Origin of the sequence: Variovorax sp. 3319 (assembly GCF_031456585.1) — a bacterium.
Classification (GTDB): domain Bacteria; phylum Pseudomonadota; class Gammaproteobacteria; order Burkholderiales; family Burkholderiaceae_C; genus Variovorax; species Variovorax paradoxus_P.
Genome location: NZ_JAVDUZ010000008.1, coordinates 61,890 through 76,788 on the forward strand (window position 1 = coordinate 61,890; position 14,899 = coordinate 76,788).

Below are 14,899 nucleotides of genomic sequence, written 5' to 3' on the forward strand. Positions count from 1 at the left end.
TTCAGGAAAGAGAGAATCATATCAAAAATAATGGCCACTCCAGCGGTCTGCTGGATGAATTTGAAGGAACTGTTCAAGGGCATCGCGACGGACACGGTTTCGTGCAGCGCGACGACGGCGAAGCCGACATCTATCTGCCCCCGAACGAGATGCGTGCGGTGCTGCATAAAGACCGCGTCAAGGCACGCGTGGTGCGGCAAGACCGGCGCGGTCGTCCCGAGGGGCGGGTGGTCGAAATCGTCGAGCGCCCGGAGCAGCCGATCATCGGCCGCCTGTTGCATGAAGGCGGCATCTGGCTCGTTGCGCCTGAAGACAAGCGCTACGGACAGGACGTCCTGATCCCCAAGGGCGCAACCGGTCCCGCCAAGGTTGGGCAGGTCGTGGTGGTGCAACTCACCGAGCCGCCGGCGCTGTTCGGCCAGCCGGTGGGGCGGGTAAAAGAAGTGCTCGGCGAAATCGACGACCCGGGCATGGAGATCGAAATTGCAGTGCGCAAGTACGGCGTGCCGCACGAGTTTTCCGCGGAGTGCCTGGCCGAAGCGAAGGCCCTGCCCGAGAAGGTTCGACCCGCGGACAAGAAGGGGCGCATCGACCTGACCGACGTGCCGCTGGTCACCATCGACGGCGAGGACGCACGGGACTTCGACGACGCCGTGTACTGCGAACCCGCAAAGGTTGGCCGGGGCAAGGGATGGCGCCTGCTGGTGGCCATTGCCGACGTCAGCGCCTATGTGCAGACCGGCTCGGCGATCGACATCGACGCCTACGACCGCGCCACCAGTGTCTACTTTCCGCGCCGCGTTATCCCGATGCTGCCGGAAAAGCTTTCGAACGGCTTGTGCTCGCTGAACCCCGAGGTCGAGCGCCTGTGCATGGTGTGCGACATGCTCGTGGCCGCCGACGGCGAGATCTACGCCTACCAGTTCTACCCGGCGGTGATGTTCAGCCATGCGCGCTTCACCTATACCGAGGTGGCGGCCATTCTTGGCAACACGCGCGGCCCCGAGGCAGCCAAGCGCAAGGACCGCGTGAAAGACCTGCTGAACCTGGCCGACGTGTACAAGGCGCTGCTCAAGCAGCGCGGCAAGCGCGGCGCGGTCGACTTCGAAACCACCGAGACGCAGATCATTTGCGACGACGCAGGCCGCATCGAGAAGATTGTGCCGCGCACGCGCAACGAGGCGCACCGCCTCATCGAAGAAGCCATGCTCGCGGCCAACGTGTGCAGCGCCGACTTCATTGCTGAAGGCAAGCACCCGGGCCTGTTCCGTGTGCACGAAGGCCCGACCCCCGAGAAGAAGGAAATCCTGCGCGGCTATCTGAAAGCCATGGGTGTGGGGCTGAGCATTACCGACGACCCGCGGCCCGGCGAGTTTCAGGCAATTGCCGAAGCCACCAAGGAGCGGCCCGACGCGCAGCAGATTCACACCATGCTGCTTCGCTCGATGCAGCAGGCAATCTACACGCCAATCAACAGCGGCCACTTTGGTTTGGCGTACGAGGCCTACACGCACTTCACGAGCCCGATCCGGCGCTATCCGGACCTGCTGGTGCATCGCGTGATCAAGGCGATTCTTGGCAAGACGCGCTATCAGCTGCCGATGTTGCCGACTCCGGGTGAGGCGCATGCCAAGCTCGCCAAGCGGTTGGCCTCGCGCGTCAAGGCGCCGACCACCAAGCCGCAGAAGGCCACCGTCGCGCCGACCAAGGAAGTGCTGGCGTGGGAAGCCGCCGGCCTGCATTGCAGCGCCAACGAGCGCCGTGCCGACGAAGCCAGCCGCGACGTCGAGGCATGGCTCAAGTGCAAGTACATGCGCGAGCACCTGGGCGAGGAATACGGCGGCGTGGTTACCGCGGCCACCACCTTCGGCATCTTCGTGACGCTGGACGCCATGTATGTCGAGGGGCTGGTGCACATCACCGAGCTCGGCGGCGAATACTTCAAGTTCGACGAAATGCGCCAGGAACTGCGTGGCGAGCGCACCGGCATTCGCTATGCCATCGGCACACGCGTGCGGGTGCAGGTAAGCAGGGTCGACCTGGACGGACGCAAGATCGATTTCCGCCTGGTGCGCGAGGGTGAAGAACTCACGTCGCGTGCCATGAAGGACAAGGGTGTGGGCTCGACCGGTGTACCGGTCAAGGCGTCAGCCAAGCGCAGCTCGCGCCATAAGGCCGAAGCGGCGCCCGAACAGCGCGCCGAGCGCGCCGCCACGGCTGCGGTGGGGCCCCAATCGGCAATGCAAGCCTTCAAGTCGGCGGTGAAGAAAGCCGCCAACAAGATGAAAGGCCGCAAGCCACCGCGCCGCACATGATGCACAACGCATCGCATCCATATACAACCAGGACAGACAAGCTGAGAAGGAGACACTGAGCATGAGCGTGGAAAACAACAAGGGCCGCATCGCCATCGTCACGGGTGCTGGCACAGGCATTGGGCGCGCCGCGGCGCTTGCATTGCTGGCCGACGGCTGGAGCGTGGCGCTGGCGGGGCGCCGCCCCGAGCCGCTGGAGCAGGTGGCGGAAGAGTCCGGAGCCGGCGCGCGCGCCTTTGCCGTGCCCACCGATGTGGCCAGTGCCGAATCGGTTCAGGCACTGTTTGCCGCGGCTGTGGAGCGCTTCGGCCGCGTCGATCTGCTGTTCAACAATGCCGGCGTGGGCAACCCGCCGGGCCCATTCGAAGACTGGACGCCGGAGCAATGGCGCGGCGTGGTCGACATCAACCTGAGCGGCATGTTCTTCTGCATCCAGCAGGCGTTTCGCACAATGAAGGCGCAGACCCCGCGGGGAGGGCGCATCATCAACAACGGCTCCATCTCGGCCACCGCGCCGCGTCCGAATTCGCCCGCCTACACTGCGACCAAGCATGCGGTCGAGGGCCTCACCAAGACCGCATCGCTCGATGGGCGCAAGTACGACATTGCCGTCGGCCAGATCGATGTGGGCAACGCCATGACCGAACTGGCCGCGCGCATGGCCAAGGGCGTGCCGCAAGCCAGCGGAGAGCTCGCGATCGAGCCGCTGATGGACGTGAAGATCGTCGGCCAGTCGGTGCTCTATATGGCAAACCTGCCGCTGGAAGCCAATGTGTTGTTCCACACCGTGATGGCGACGAAGATGCCCTTCGTCGGACGCGGCTAGAACCGCGTCAGCCGGATGCCTGGCGCGCCAGTGCGCCGGCCGTCAAGGGCGGCGCATCGGCCGGCCACGTGTCGGCGATTTGGCCATGGCGCCAGACGGCGGTATGCGCGTCTTCGAACGGCGACTGCTGCGCGGCCAGCGCGGCGCCAATCATCCCGGCCAGCACGTCGCCGGTGCCAGCCGTTGCAAGTGCTGCGTTGCCGGTCAGATTCAGCACTGGCGGCGTGCCGCTGCTGTCTGCGATGACAGTCCCTGAGCCTTTGAGCACGACAATCGCGCCGTAGCGTGACGCCAGCTTGCGGGCTGCTGCCAGCCGGTCTGCCTGAATGTCCGCGGCCGTGCAATTCAACAAGCGTGCGGCTTCGAGAGGATGCGGGGTGATGACGGTGGGCTTTCCGCGCCGGGTGCGCGATACCAGTTGCTGCTGCAAGGAGCCATCGCCGGCAATGGCGTTCAACGCATCGGCATCGAGCACCAGTGTGGCCGCCGTCGCCAACACGCGTGGCAGCACCGAGCGTACGGCCGTACCTCCACCGCATCCGCAAACTGCGGTCATGCCTGAAAGATCCAGCGCGTCGGCGTCTCGCAGCATCAGTTCGGGCTGTGCAAAGTCGACCGGGGCAACGCTCGGATCGAGCAGCCCGACAAACACCCGTCCGGCACCTGCATGCAGCGCGGCCGACGCAGCCAGCAGCGCGGCGCCCGCCATGCCGGACGCACCGCCGATCACCGCCGCGTCGCCATAGCTGCCTTTGTGCGACGCGTGGCGGCGTGGTGCTGTCGTCGGCATGCCTGCGAGGCGCGCGGCGGGCGGTTCGGCAATGCCGTTGCCGCAGCCCAGGTCGTCGAACCACACCGCACCTGTCGCATCCCGCCCGTGCGCTGTGAAAAGTCCCGGCTTGAGGGTCAAAAAGGTGATGCAGAAACGGGATGCTGCGGCATCCGAATGAGCGGAGGCGCTTGAAATGCCGGTGTCGGCATTCAACCCTGAAGGCACATCGACACTGAGTACCGGTTGGGCTGTCGAATGCATCTGGCGAAGCCACTCAGCCATGACGGTCTCGGGCGGCCGGGTGGCTCCGATGCCGAGCAGCGCGTCGATGGCCAGTCCGTAGGTAGCGGGTGGGGTGGGCGCAAAGATCACACCGGCATCGCGGGCCCGCTGAAGGGATGCCATCGCATCCGCCGGCAACCGGCTTTCGTCACCGGCGAAAGTGACAATGGGCAAGAAGCCGCGTTGCTGCAGCTGCGCGGCTGCTTCGAAACCGTCGCCGCCGTTGTTGCCGGGCCCGCATGCGATCCAGATCGTGCGCGCATGAGGCGCAATTGCCATGGCCAGCCGCGCCACGGCCAAGCCGGCGCGCTGCATCAAAGTGTGGGCGGGCAGGTTGGCCGCCGCCGCTTGCTCGATGCGCCGCGTTGCCGCGATATCGAAAAGGTTGGCGACCGTGGCGGAGGTGATGCGTTGCATCGAACCATTTTGCCGCTCCGTGAGAAGCAAGCTGCTGCGGGAGCTGTGGAATCTAGCGAAGATAGAGCCGCTCGACGCCGAGCCCTTCCAGGTCGACGCCCGCATCGCGGCCCCTGATCAGGTCGGCCAGCACGCGCGCGCTGCCGCACGACAGCGCCCAGCCGCTCGAGCCATGGCCCAGATTGAGCCAGACGCCCGGTATGCCGCTGGCGCCCAGCACCGGAGGGCCATCGGGCAGCATCGGCCGTGCGCCTTTCCATTGCTGCACGCCGGACTGCAGCGTGACTGCGCCAGGGAACCAGTCGTGCAGCACCTTGTAGAGCGTTTGCACGGCGGACGGGTTCATGGTGTCCAACGAGCCGCCGATTTCCGCGCTGCCGGCCACGCGCACGCGCTGGCCCAGGCGCGAAATTGCGACTTTGTAGCGCTCATCCATCACCGCACTGCGGGGGGCGTTGAGTGATTCGCGAATGGGTGCGCTCACGGAATGGCCGTAGATGGGTGCGAGCGGAATCCGCAGGCCGAGCGGCCGCAGCAGCGACGCCGAGGCGAGCCCGGCGCACACCACCACCGCATCGAAACGCAGCGGCGGGGAGCCGCTCGCAAGCGAAAGGGATGTGGGATCGGCGCGGCTCAGCGGCGCAATGTCGCAATTGAAGTGAAACTCGGCGCCGAGCGCCTCGGCCTCCCATTTGAGCAGGAGCGCAAACTGGCGGCAATTGGCCACCTCGTCTTCGGGCAGGTAGATGGCGCCTGCGAGTGCGGTGTCGGTGCTGAGTGCAGGTTCGATGCGCCGGGCCTCGTCGGCATCGACTTCGCGAAAGACGCTGCCTGCCGCCCGCAGCACATCGAGGCCGGGCTGCACCAGCTTTTTCTCGCGTTTGGATCGCAGCAGCACAAGGTAGCCGTCGCTGCGCTCATAGCTGAGTTCGCGCGCTTCAGTCACCTCATGCAGGCGGGTACGGCTGTAGAAAGCCAGGCGCTGCATGCGGGCACGGTTGGCCAGGTAGGTTTCGAGCTTGCAGGCTTTCTGCCAGCGCGACATCCAGCCAATATCGCGCGGACTCAGCGGCCAGCGCAGCTTGATGGCGCCGTGAGACGAGAGCAGCGAACGCAGAACCTTGGCACGCATGCCCGGGGCGGCCCAAGGCGTTACGTAACCCGGTGCGACCACGCCCGCATTGGCAAAACTGGCTTCCTCGGCCGCCGCGCCGCGGCGCTCGAATACAGACACTTCATGGCCGTCCGAAGCCAGTTCCCAGGCGGTGGTGACGCCGATGATGCCGGCGCCCACGATCGCGATTTTCATTGAATGCTTGAGTAAGAAGAGATGGCTGGCGCCCGTCGACAGGCGTGCAGCTATTGTCTTCGCAGTGCGTGTTCCGTTTGTAAGGCAATCGCGAGAATGGCATCGTCGTGCAGCGCTGCGTGCCACAGCATCAGGCCGACCGGCAACTCGCCGGCGGCATGGCAGGGCAATGAAATGGCGCAGCCATCGAGCATGTTGACGATCGATGGATTGCGCAGCAACAGTGCATTGACGCGGAAGAACTCTTCGTCACGCTCGGCGCCAGGCGCCACGCACTCGATGGGAGGCGCGGTCATCGGCACCGTTGGCGATAGCACGGCGTCGTAGGGCGCGAGCGCCGCTTCGACGCGGGCAATCCATGCGCGCCGGGCATTCACGAGGTCGATGTATTCGTGAGCCTTCATGCCCGCGCCCCTGAGGATGCGCTGGGCGACGCGAGGGTCGTAGCCGGCGCCGCTGCGTTCCAACAGCAGCCGGTGCCAGGCGTACGACTCTGCCGCGGAGAAGCCGCCGGTGGCATTGATGGCCTGCAACTCCGCCAATTCTGGCAGGGCGATTTCCTCGACGTGGGCGCCGCTGGCGCGCAGCGTTCGGAGCGCGTCGTCAAAGGCACGGGCCACCGCAGGTTCGATGTCGTCGAAGAACACGTTCTTCACGACGGCCAGCCGGTATGCCCCCAGGGCGGCCGCGCCCGCAGTTACCCGGCGGGCTGCGAGGACTTCATGTGCTGCGATGGCATCCCGCACCGATCGCGTCATGGCACAGACGGTGTCCAGGGTGGTCGACAGCGGCAGGGCTCCGTCGGCGGGAACGAGGCGGGCGGTGCTCTTGAAGCCCACGATGCCGTTCAGCGCGGCGGGTATGCGAATAGAGCCGCCGGTGTCCGAACCCAGTCCGATGAACGCGGCCCCGGTCGCAACTGAAATGGCCGCGCCGGAAGACGAGCCCCCCGGAATGCGCGGCTTGGCCGAGTCGCTCACGTTGGCCGGGGTGCCGTGGTGCGGGTTGACACCCACGCCCGAGAAGGCGAACTCGGTCATGTTGGTACGGCCGGTGAGCGTGCCGCCCGCGGCGCGCAGCCTCGCCACAGCCACTGAGTCCGCCTTGGCGGCCGGGGCATGCGCAAGCACCACGGAGCCAGCGGGAGTCGGCTGCCCTTCAATGTCGAACAGGTCCTTGGCGGTGAACGCGAGGCCGGCGAGCCTGCTTTGCGGCGCCGATTGCGCAGCCTGCCGACGGGCTTCGTCAAAAAAGGTGCGGGTGAAAACGTGGCTGCAGGCAGGGGATTCGGAGATTTCGATGGCATGCTCCATTTCGGTGCGTGCATCGGTGCCGCCTGCCAGAAGGTTCAGACGGGCGGCGTGAAGGTCATTCATGGGTGGTGCTGCGAGGGCGCGGACGCTTGATTCCGGGAGGCGGGGCGGGGAGAAAGACAGGGGCAGGCGTGCTATACTCGTTGGGTTTCGCTGATCATGCGGCGGCTCCCGCCGCACCCCAGCCAGACACATTCGCAAACCGGCCCAATCAAGGTGTTGTGACTCCATTCGAAGGAGGCGCAAAACGGGCTGGATTTTAGACCCAACCTTTGGAGTAATTTCAATGTCGACCACCATGCGCGAAATGCTGGAAGCCGGTGTCCACTTCGGTCACCAAACCCGCTTCTGGAACCCCAAGATGGCTCCGTTCATCTTCGGCCATCGCAACAAGATCCACATCATCAACCTGGAAAAGTCGCTCCCGATGTTCCAGGACGCGATGAAGTACGCCAAGCAGCTCACCGCAAATCGCGGCACCATCCTCATGGTCGGCACCAAGCGCCAGGCTCGTGAAATCGTGGCTGCCGAAGCCCGCCGCGCTGGCGTGCCTTTCGTCGACACCCGCTGGCTCGGCGGCATGCTGACCAACTTCAAGACGGTCAAGACCTCGATCAAGCGTCTCAAGGACATGAAGGCCCAGCAAGAAGCCGGCCTCGAAAGCCTGAGCAAGAAAGAGCAGCTCACGTTCACGCGTGAAATCGAGAAGCTCGAGAAGGACATCGGCGGCATCCAGGACATGACCGCGCTGCCCGACGCCATCTTCGTGATCGACGTGGGTTTCCACAAGATCGCCGTGGCAGAAGCCAAGAAGCTCGGCATTCCGCTCATCGGCGTGGTGGACTCCAACCACTCGCCCGAAGGCATCGACTACGTCATTCCGGGTAACGACGACTCGTCGAAGGCTGTCACGCTCTACGCCCGCGGCATCGCCGACGCAATCATCGAAGGCCGCAACAGCGCCACCGGCGACGTGGTCAAGGCCATCGCCGAAGGCAGCGACGAATTCGTCGAAGTCGAAGAGGGCGCCTCGGCCTGATCGAGTGCTCTCACGCGCCTGAAGAAGGGGCTTTGGTGCCCCTTTTTTTTAATCTGATTTTTTGGACACGGAGATAGAACAATGGCTGCAATCACCGCAAGCATGGTCGGCGAACTGCGCGCAAAGACCGACGCGCCGATGATGGAATGCAAGAAGGCCCTGACCGAGGCCGACGGCAACATGGAAAAAGCCGAAGAGCTGCTGCGCATCAAGCTCGGCAACAAGGCCGGCAAGGCTTCGGGCCGCATCACCGCCGAAGGCGTGGTCACGGCGTTTGTCGAAGGCTCGGCCGGCGGCATGATCGAGATCAACTGCGAAACCGACTTCGTCACCAAGAACGACAGCTTCCTGGCCATGGCCAACGCTGCCGCAATGCTTGTTGCCAAGAACAACCCCGCCGACATCGCTGCGCTCGGCGCACTGCCCTATGAGCAAGACGGTTTCGGCCCCACGCTCGAAGACGTGCGCAAGGGCCTGATCGGCAAGATCGGCGAGAACATGAGCTTCCGCCGCTTCAAGCACTTCGGTGGCAACGGCAAGCTGGCGTCGTACCTGCACGGCACGCGCATTGGCGTGATGGTCGAGTTCGAAGGCGATGACACCTCGGCCAAGGACGTTGCCATGCACGTTGCTGCCATGAAGCCGGTTGCCATTTCTGCTGCCGACGTTCCCGCCGACCTGATCGAAAAAGAGCGCGCCGTTGCTGCCGGCAAGGCCGAGGAAGACCGCAAGACGGCCGAAGCCGAAGGCAAGAAGCCGCAGCCTGCCGACATCGTTGCCAAGCGCATCGAAGGCGGCGTGCAGAAGTACCTCAAGGAAGTATCGCTGCACAACCAGGTCTTCGTGAAGAGCACCGACGGCAAGCAGACTGTCGAGCAGATGCTCAAGGCCGCCAACACCACCATCAAGGGCTTCACCCTTTACGTGGTCGGCGAAGGCATCGAAAAGAAGGTCGACGACTTCGCTGCCGAAGTTGCAGCTCAGGTTGCAGCCGCCAAGGCCGCCGCGTAAAAACTGTTACGCCCCAAAGCGACGGCGCACACGTGTGTGCCGCCGCTTCTTCACCGCCTCGTTCTACACTCGCCCCCGCCAACCCAAGTAAGGAAATTGCCCATGTCTGATCCCCGTCCAGCCCACAAGCGAATCTTGTTGAAGCTGTCGGGTGAGGCGTTAATGGGAGATGATGCCTTTGGTATTAATCGTGCGACCATCGTTCGCATGGTCGAAGAGGTGGCCGAGGTGGTGAATATGGGCGTGGAAGTCGCCGTCGTCATCGGCGGCGGCAACATCTTCCGCGGCGTCGCGGGAGGTTCGGTGGGCATGGATCGCGCCACTGCCGACTACATGGGCATGTTGGCGACCGTGATGAATTCGCTGGCGCTGGCTGACGCCATGAACAAGCAAGGGCTGGTGGCGCGCGTAATGTCTGCCATTGCCATCGAGCAGGTGGTGGAGCCCTACGTGCGCCCCAAGGCGCTTCAGTATCTCGAAGAGGGCAAGGTAGTCGTGTTTGCCGCTGGCACCGGAAACCCGTTCTTCACCACCGACACGGCTGCTGCGCTGCGCGGCGCCGAAATTGGCGCCGAGCTGGTGCTGAAGGCAACCAAGGTCGATGGTGTCTATTCCGCCGACCCCAAGACCCATCCCGACGCAACGCGCTATTCCACGCTCACTTTCGACGAGGCAATCGCGCAGAATCTCGGCATCATGGACGCCACGGCTTTTGCGCTGTGCCGCGACCAGAAGTTGCCGATCAAGGTGTTCTCGATCTTCAAGAACGGCGCACTCAAGCGCGTCGTCATGGGCGAGGACGAAGGCACGCTGGTGCATGCCTGAGGAGTATTGAGATGACGACCCCAACCATTGCAGAAATTCGCAGCACGACCGATGCGAAGATGAACCAGTCCCTGGCTGCGTTCCAGAACAACCTCACCAAGATCCGTACCGGCCGCGCCAACTCCGCGCTGCTCGACTCGATCCACGTCGAGTACTACGGCTCGCAGGTTCCGCTGAGCCAGGTGGCCAACGTGTCGGTGCTCGATTCGCGCACCATCAGCGTCCAGCCCTGGGAAAAGGGCATGGGAGCCAAGATCGAAAAAGCCATCCGCGAAAGCGACCTGGGCCTGAACCCGGCTTCGATGGGAGACCTCATCCGCGTGCCGCTTCCCGCAATGAGCGAAGAGCGCCGCAAGGAAATGACCAAGCTGGTCCGCAACGAGGGCGAAAGCGCCAAGATCGCCACGCGCAACCTGCGCCGCGACGCGAACGAAGCGGTCAAGAAGCTGGTCAAGGAAAAGCTCGCCTCGGAAGACGAACAGAAGCGCGCCGAAGCCGAGATCCAGAAGGTCACCGACCGCCACATCGCGGAAATCGACCGGCTGGTCGCGGCCAAGGAAGCGGAGATCATGGCCGTTTGAGGCTGCGCATGCCCTCGTCTTCGCTGCAGATTCCTCACCACATTGCCATCGTCATGGACGGCAATGGCCGCTGGGCCACGCGGCGGTTCCTGCCTCGGGTGGCGGGCCACAAGCAGGGTGTCGAGTCGCTGCGCCGATGCGTCCGGGCCTGCGTCGACCGCGGGGTGGGCGTACTTACGGTCTTCGCGTTTTCGTCCGAAAACTGGAACCGTCCGCCCGAAGAGGTCTCGGGGCTCATGGAGATCATGGTCGGTGCACTTGCACGCGAGGTGCCCAAGCTGAGCCGCGACGGCGTGCGGCTGCACTTCGTCGGCGAGCGGGCCGGGCTCTCCAAAAAGATGGTGCAAGGTTTGGTCGACGCAGAGCAGGCCACGGCGCAGAACACCAAGCTGATACTCAACGTTTGCTTCAACTACGGCGGTCGCTGGGACATTGCACGCGCGGCTGCCAAGCTGGCCGAGCAGGGCGACGCGCTTACCGAAGCCAATCTCGATCGGGCCATGGCGTTGGCCCATGTGCCAGACCCTGACCTGCTCATTCGTACCGGCGGCGAGCAGCGCCTGTCGAACTTCTTGCTGTGGCAGAGCGCCTATTCGGAGCTTTTCTTCAGCGACAAGCTGTGGCCCGAGTTCGACGAAGCCGAGCTGGATGCCGGAATTGCCGCATTCCAGCTCCGCGAGCGCCGTTTCGGCAAGACTTCCGCGCAGGTCTCGGCCGGCAGCGATTCCACCTCAGATCGCCAGTTGGCCTGACGGCCTCAACACGGCCCGAAACCCAGCCGCATGCTCAAACAACGCATCCTCACGGCCATCGTCCTGCTGGCGATCCTGCTGCCGGCACTCTTCTACCCATCGCATGTTCCGTTCGCCTGCGTCATGCTTGTGCTGATCGGTGCCGGGGCTTGGGAGTGGGGGCGCCTCAACGGCTACGGGCAGCGGCTGTCCGTGTTCCTGGGGCTGGAAACGGTGGCGCTTTGCGCGCTGTCGTGGTGGCTGGGCCTTCTTGAGCGCCAACTGCTGTTCGTGTGGCTGCTGGCCAGCGCAGCCTGGGTGCTTGGCGGTGCCGCATTGTTGCGTGTGGCGGTGCCCGGGTGGCCGCGCATTCCGCGCGGCTTGCGGCTCGTGGGCGGACTGCTGGCGCTATGGGTGGCATGGCTCGCGGCCGTGCAGGCGCGCATGGTCGGCATCAACTTTCTACTTTCCATTCTTGTGCTGGTCTGGGTGGCCGACGTGTTCGCCTATTTTGCGGGCCGCGCTTTCGGTCTCAAGTTCACGCGCGGCAAGCTTGCGCCCGCCATCAGTCCTGGCAAGAGCTGGGAAGGCGTGTGGGGCGGCATGGCCGGTGTGGTGGTGCTGGCTTTTGCCTGGGTTTGGGCCGACAGGGCTGCGGGCGCGACAGTGGCAAGCCTCTATACGCGGCTGCATGAGCGCGGCTGGTGGCTGTTGCTGGTAGGCGTGGTATTTCTTGCTGCAATGAGCGTGGTCGGCGACCTGGTTGAATCGCTGATCAAGCGCAGTGCCGGGGCCAAGGACAGCAGCCGCCTGCTGCCCGGCCACGGCGGCGTGCTCGACCGCGTGGATGCCCTCTTGCCTGCACTTCCCATTGCAATGATGCTGGCTTCCTTGTGAATACACCCAAACAACGCGTCACGGTGCTGGGCTCGACCGGTTCGGTCGGGGTCAGCACGCTGGATGTCATTTCGCGGCACCCCGAGCGCTTCGAGGTTTTTGCGCTGTCCGCCTCCACCAAGGTCGACGAACTGCTGGCGCAATGTGTGCGGTTTTCGCCCCGTTACGCAGTCATGGCGAGTGAGCCACACGCGGCATTGCTGGCGGAAAAGCTCGAACAGAACAATCTCCCAACGCGGGTTTTGACCGGACCGGACGCTATAGAAAAAATAGCGTCGCACGAAGAGGTCGATGCTGTCATGGCCGCGATCGTAGGCGCTGCGGGCCTTGGCCCGTGCCTGGCTGCGGCGCGCACGGGCAAGCGGCTCTTGCTGGCCAACAAAGAGGCGCTGGTCGTCGGCGGCGAGCTTTTCATGCGCACCGTGCGCGAAGGCGGCGCCACTCTGCTGCCAATCGACAGCGAGCACTCGGCCATCTTCCAGTCGCTGCCTGAAGACCCTTCCACGTGGTCGCGGCGCATCGACAAGATCATCCTGACCGCTTCGGGCGGCCCGTTCCGCACGCGTGCTCCCGGCACGCTCGGTGCGGTTACGCCGGAGCAGGCCTGCGCCCATCCGAACTGGGTCATGGGGCGCAAGATTTCAGTCGATTCCGCCACCATGATGAACAAGGCGCTCGAAGTGATCGAGGCGCGCCACCTCTTCGGCGTGTCGCCCGAGCAGATCGAGGTGGTCATTCATCCCCAGAGCGTGGTGCATTCGATGGTTCAGTTCACCGATGCTTCGGTCATTGCACAGCTTGGCACGCCCGACATGCGCGTGCCGATCGCCGTGGGCCTGGCCTGGCCCGAGCGCATTGAAAGCGGAGCGGGGCGCCTGGACTTTCGCCAGATGGCTGCACTGAGCTTCGATGCCCCGGATGCAGCGCTGTTTCCCGGACTTGGCCTGGCTTGGCACGCGCTTCGTGCCGCGCCCGGTACCACTGCGGTGCTCAACGCAGCCAACGAGGTCGCGGTCGAGGCTTTTCTTGACCGGCGCCTGCGTTTCGACCGCATTCATGCGGTCAACATGGAAACTTTGGAAACAGTTTCGCCCTCCAAGCCCGCATCGCTGGCGGACCTGCTCGCGCTCGATGCCAGTGCCCGCGCGGCAGCCAATGCCGCAGCGCTGCGCTTTGCGGCCTGATACGCCAGACAATCGAGGATCCGAATGCTCACCGTCATCGCCTTTGTGGTTGCCATCGGCGTCCTGATTGCCGTGCACGAATACGGCCACTACCGCGTCGCGGTTGCGTGCGGCGTCAAGGTGCTGCGGTTCTCGGTGGGTTTCGGCAAAACGCTGTACCGCTGGCAGCCCAAGCGCCAGCATCCTGGCCAGTCGACCGAGTTCGTCATTGGCGCATTCCCACTTGGCGGCTACGTCAAGATGCTCGACGAGCGCGAGGGGCCTGTCGCACCTGAAGAGCGGCATCGCGCCTTCAACACGCAGCCGTTGCGCTCGCGCGCGGCCATTGTTGCCGCTGGACCCATTGCCAATCTGCTGCTCGCCGTGGTGCTTTACACGGCCGTCAACTGGATCGGTGTGGACGAGCCGGTCGCCAAGCTTGCCCGCCCCGTGGCTGCCTCATTGGCCGACGACGCGGGCCTGCGCGGCGGCGAGCACATCACGCGCGCAGGTTTCGATGGCGACCTGGCACCCGTGCAATCGTTTGAGGACCTTCGCTGGCGCATGACGCGCGGCGCCCTCGATGGCCAAGACCTGACGCTCGAAATCGCGGGCGAGGGCGGTCGGCCCGAACGCCAGATCGTGCTGCCCCTTAGCCGCATGCAAGCCAAGGACGCCGACCCGCAGATGTTCCGCAAGATCGGCGTGCTTGCTCCGCTGACACGGCCCGAGATCGGCGAGGTCATGGCGGGCAGCGCCGCGGAGCGTGGCGGCCTGCGCAATGGCGATCTGGTGCGAGCCATCGGCAACACGCCGATCGTCGACGGGCAGCAGCTGCGCGAGGTGATCCGTACATCGGTCGACGGCGACCAGCCGCGCGTGCAAACCTGGCAGGTGCAGCGCGCCGGCCAACTGATCGAGCTTGAAGTCCGGCCCGAACTGCGCGAAGAAGCCGGCGCCAAGGTCGGCCGAATTGGCGCATATGTCGGCGCACCGCCTGAAATGGTCAAGGTCAGGCAGGGGCCCGTCGACGGTGTGTGGCGCGGAATTGTGCGCACATGGGAGGTTTCCGCGCTCACCGTTCGCATGATGGGCAAGATGGTGATCGGCGAGGCATCGCTCAAGAACCTGAGCGGGCCGCTCACGATTGCCGACTACGCGGGCAAGTCCGCGAGCCTTGGGCTGACCCAGTACCTGGTGTTCCTTGCGCTGATCAGCGTGAGCCTGGGCGTGCTCAATCTCATGCCGCTGCCGGTCCTCGATGGGGGACACCTGATGTATTATCTTTGGGAGGGCCTGACCGGCAAGAGCGTCTCTGACGCTTGGATGGAACGGCTTCAGCGCGGCGGTGTCGCTTTGCTGCTGGTCATGATGTCGGTCGCACTCTTCAACGACGTCACGCGGCTCTTTGGTTAACT

Annotated in this window: 13 protein-coding genes; 10 read left to right on the top strand and 3 right to left on the bottom strand. The window is 64.5% G+C overall.

Annotated elements, in window-relative coordinates:
• Nucleotides 1-47: 47 nt before the first annotated feature.
• Both rnr and J2X67_RS16945 read left to right on the top strand, forming a co-directional pair.
• On the top strand, nucleotides 48-2,315 hold the full coding sequence (gene rnr, locus J2X67_RS16940; RefSeq protein WP_309954991.1) for a ribonuclease R: 2,268 nt from the start codon (nucleotides 48-50) through the stop codon (nucleotides 2,313-2,315).
• A 61-nt stretch (nucleotides 2,316-2,376) separates the two neighbouring features.
• Nucleotides 2,377-3,141, top strand: a complete 765-nt coding sequence (locus tag J2X67_RS16945) for an SDR family oxidoreductase (protein WP_309954560.1) — start codon at nucleotides 2,377-2,379, stop codon at nucleotides 3,139-3,141.
• A gap of 7 nt (nucleotides 3,142-3,148) precedes the next feature.
• On the opposite strand, the gene J2X67_RS16950 is transcribed toward J2X67_RS16945, so the two are convergent.
• Genes J2X67_RS16950 through J2X67_RS16960 form a run of 3 tightly spaced genes read right to left on the bottom strand, consistent with a single transcriptional unit; the run spans nucleotide 3,149 to nucleotide 7,297 of the window.
• Complete coding sequence (locus tag J2X67_RS16950; RefSeq protein WP_309954562.1) at nucleotides 3,149-4,612, bottom strand: NAD(P)H-hydrate dehydratase; 1,464 nt, start codon at nucleotides 4,610-4,612, stop codon at nucleotides 3,149-3,151.
• Between the two features lie 52 nt (nucleotides 4,613-4,664).
• Complete coding sequence (locus tag J2X67_RS16955) at nucleotides 4,665-5,921, bottom strand: D-amino acid dehydrogenase (protein WP_309954563.1); 1,257 nt, start codon at nucleotides 5,919-5,921, stop codon at nucleotides 4,665-4,667.
• A 50-nt stretch (nucleotides 5,922-5,971) separates the two neighbouring features.
• Nucleotides 5,972-7,297 carry an amidase gene (locus J2X67_RS16960; protein WP_309954565.1) on the bottom strand — a complete coding sequence of 442 codons (1,326 nt, stop codon included), beginning with the start codon at nucleotides 7,295-7,297 and terminating at the stop codon, nucleotides 5,972-5,974.
• Nucleotides 7,298-7,520: 223 nt separating this feature from the next.
• Between J2X67_RS16960 and rpsB the strand changes: the two genes are divergently transcribed.
• The 8 genes from rpsB to rseP all read left to right on the top strand — a co-directional run bounded on the left by rpsB (nucleotide 7,521) and on the right by rseP (nucleotide 14,897).
• A complete protein-coding gene (gene rpsB, locus J2X67_RS16965; protein ID WP_126749808.1) occupies nucleotides 7,521-8,273 on the top strand; it encodes a 30S ribosomal protein S2 in 753 nt (250 codons plus the stop codon).
• A gap of 81 nt (nucleotides 8,274-8,354) precedes the next feature.
• Nucleotides 8,355-9,284 (top strand): translation elongation factor Ts, encoded by a 930-nt coding sequence (gene tsf / locus J2X67_RS16970; protein ID WP_281151092.1) that lies wholly within the window; start codon nucleotides 8,355-8,357, stop codon nucleotides 9,282-9,284.
• A gap of 102 nt (nucleotides 9,285-9,386) precedes the next feature.
• Nucleotides 9,387-10,109, top strand: a complete 723-nt coding sequence (gene pyrH / locus J2X67_RS16975; protein WP_012747709.1) for a UMP kinase — start codon at nucleotides 9,387-9,389, stop codon at nucleotides 10,107-10,109.
• Between the two features lie 11 nt (nucleotides 10,110-10,120).
• Nucleotides 10,121-10,690 carry a ribosome recycling factor gene (gene frr, locus J2X67_RS16980; protein WP_309954569.1) on the top strand — a complete coding sequence of 190 codons (570 nt, stop codon included), beginning with the start codon at nucleotides 10,121-10,123 and terminating at the stop codon, nucleotides 10,688-10,690.
• A gap of 8 nt (nucleotides 10,691-10,698) precedes the next feature.
• Nucleotides 10,699-11,442, top strand: a complete 744-nt coding sequence (gene uppS / locus J2X67_RS16985; protein ID WP_309954571.1) for a polyprenyl diphosphate synthase — start codon at nucleotides 10,699-10,701, stop codon at nucleotides 11,440-11,442.
• Between the two features lie 30 nt (nucleotides 11,443-11,472).
• Complete coding sequence (locus J2X67_RS16990) at nucleotides 11,473-12,318, top strand: phosphatidate cytidylyltransferase (RefSeq protein ID WP_309954573.1); 846 nt, start codon at nucleotides 11,473-11,475, stop codon at nucleotides 12,316-12,318.
• Nucleotides 12,315-13,502 (top strand): 1-deoxy-D-xylulose-5-phosphate reductoisomerase, encoded by a 1,188-nt coding sequence (ispC, locus tag J2X67_RS16995; RefSeq protein ID WP_309954574.1) that lies wholly within the window; start codon nucleotides 12,315-12,317, stop codon nucleotides 13,500-13,502. The genes J2X67_RS16990 and ispC overlap by 4 nt, the downstream gene beginning before the upstream one ends.
• A 24-nt stretch (nucleotides 13,503-13,526) precedes the next feature.
• Complete coding sequence (rseP, locus tag J2X67_RS17000; RefSeq protein WP_309954576.1) at nucleotides 13,527-14,897, top strand: RIP metalloprotease RseP; 1,371 nt, start codon at nucleotides 13,527-13,529, stop codon at nucleotides 14,895-14,897.
• Nucleotides 14,898-14,899 lie beyond the last annotated feature (2 nt).

What these genes read in the sequence shown, in the direction of transcription:
- J2X67_RS16945 (WP_309954560.1), top strand. Translation starts at nt 2,377, where the DNA reads ATGAGCGTGGAAAACAACAAGGGCCGCATCGCCATCGTCACGGGTGCT.
- J2X67_RS16950 (WP_309954562.1), bottom strand. Translation starts at nt 4,612, where the DNA reads ATGCAACGCATCACCTCCGCCACGGTCGCCAACCTTTTCGATATCGCG.
- J2X67_RS16955 (WP_309954563.1), bottom strand. Translation starts at nt 5,921, where the DNA reads ATGAAAATCGCGATCGTGGGCGCCGGCATCATCGGCGTCACCACCGCC.
- J2X67_RS16960 (WP_309954565.1), bottom strand. Translation starts at nt 7,297, where the DNA reads ATGAATGACCTTCACGCCGCCCGTCTGAACCTTCTGGCAGGCGGCACC.
- rpsB (WP_126749808.1), top strand. Translation starts at nt 7,521, where the DNA reads ATGTCGACCACCATGCGCGAAATGCTGGAAGCCGGTGTCCACTTCGGT.
- tsf (WP_281151092.1), top strand. Translation starts at nt 8,355, where the DNA reads ATGGCTGCAATCACCGCAAGCATGGTCGGCGAACTGCGCGCAAAGACC.
- pyrH (WP_012747709.1), top strand. Translation starts at nt 9,387, where the DNA reads ATGTCTGATCCCCGTCCAGCCCACAAGCGAATCTTGTTGAAGCTGTCG.
- frr (WP_309954569.1), top strand. Translation starts at nt 10,121, where the DNA reads ATGACGACCCCAACCATTGCAGAAATTCGCAGCACGACCGATGCGAAG.
- uppS (WP_309954571.1), top strand. Translation starts at nt 10,699, where the DNA reads ATGCCCTCGTCTTCGCTGCAGATTCCTCACCACATTGCCATCGTCATG.
- J2X67_RS16990 (WP_309954573.1), top strand. Translation starts at nt 11,473, where the DNA reads ATGCTCAAACAACGCATCCTCACGGCCATCGTCCTGCTGGCGATCCTG.
- rseP (WP_309954576.1), top strand. Translation starts at nt 13,527, where the DNA reads ATGCTCACCGTCATCGCCTTTGTGGTTGCCATCGGCGTCCTGATTGCC.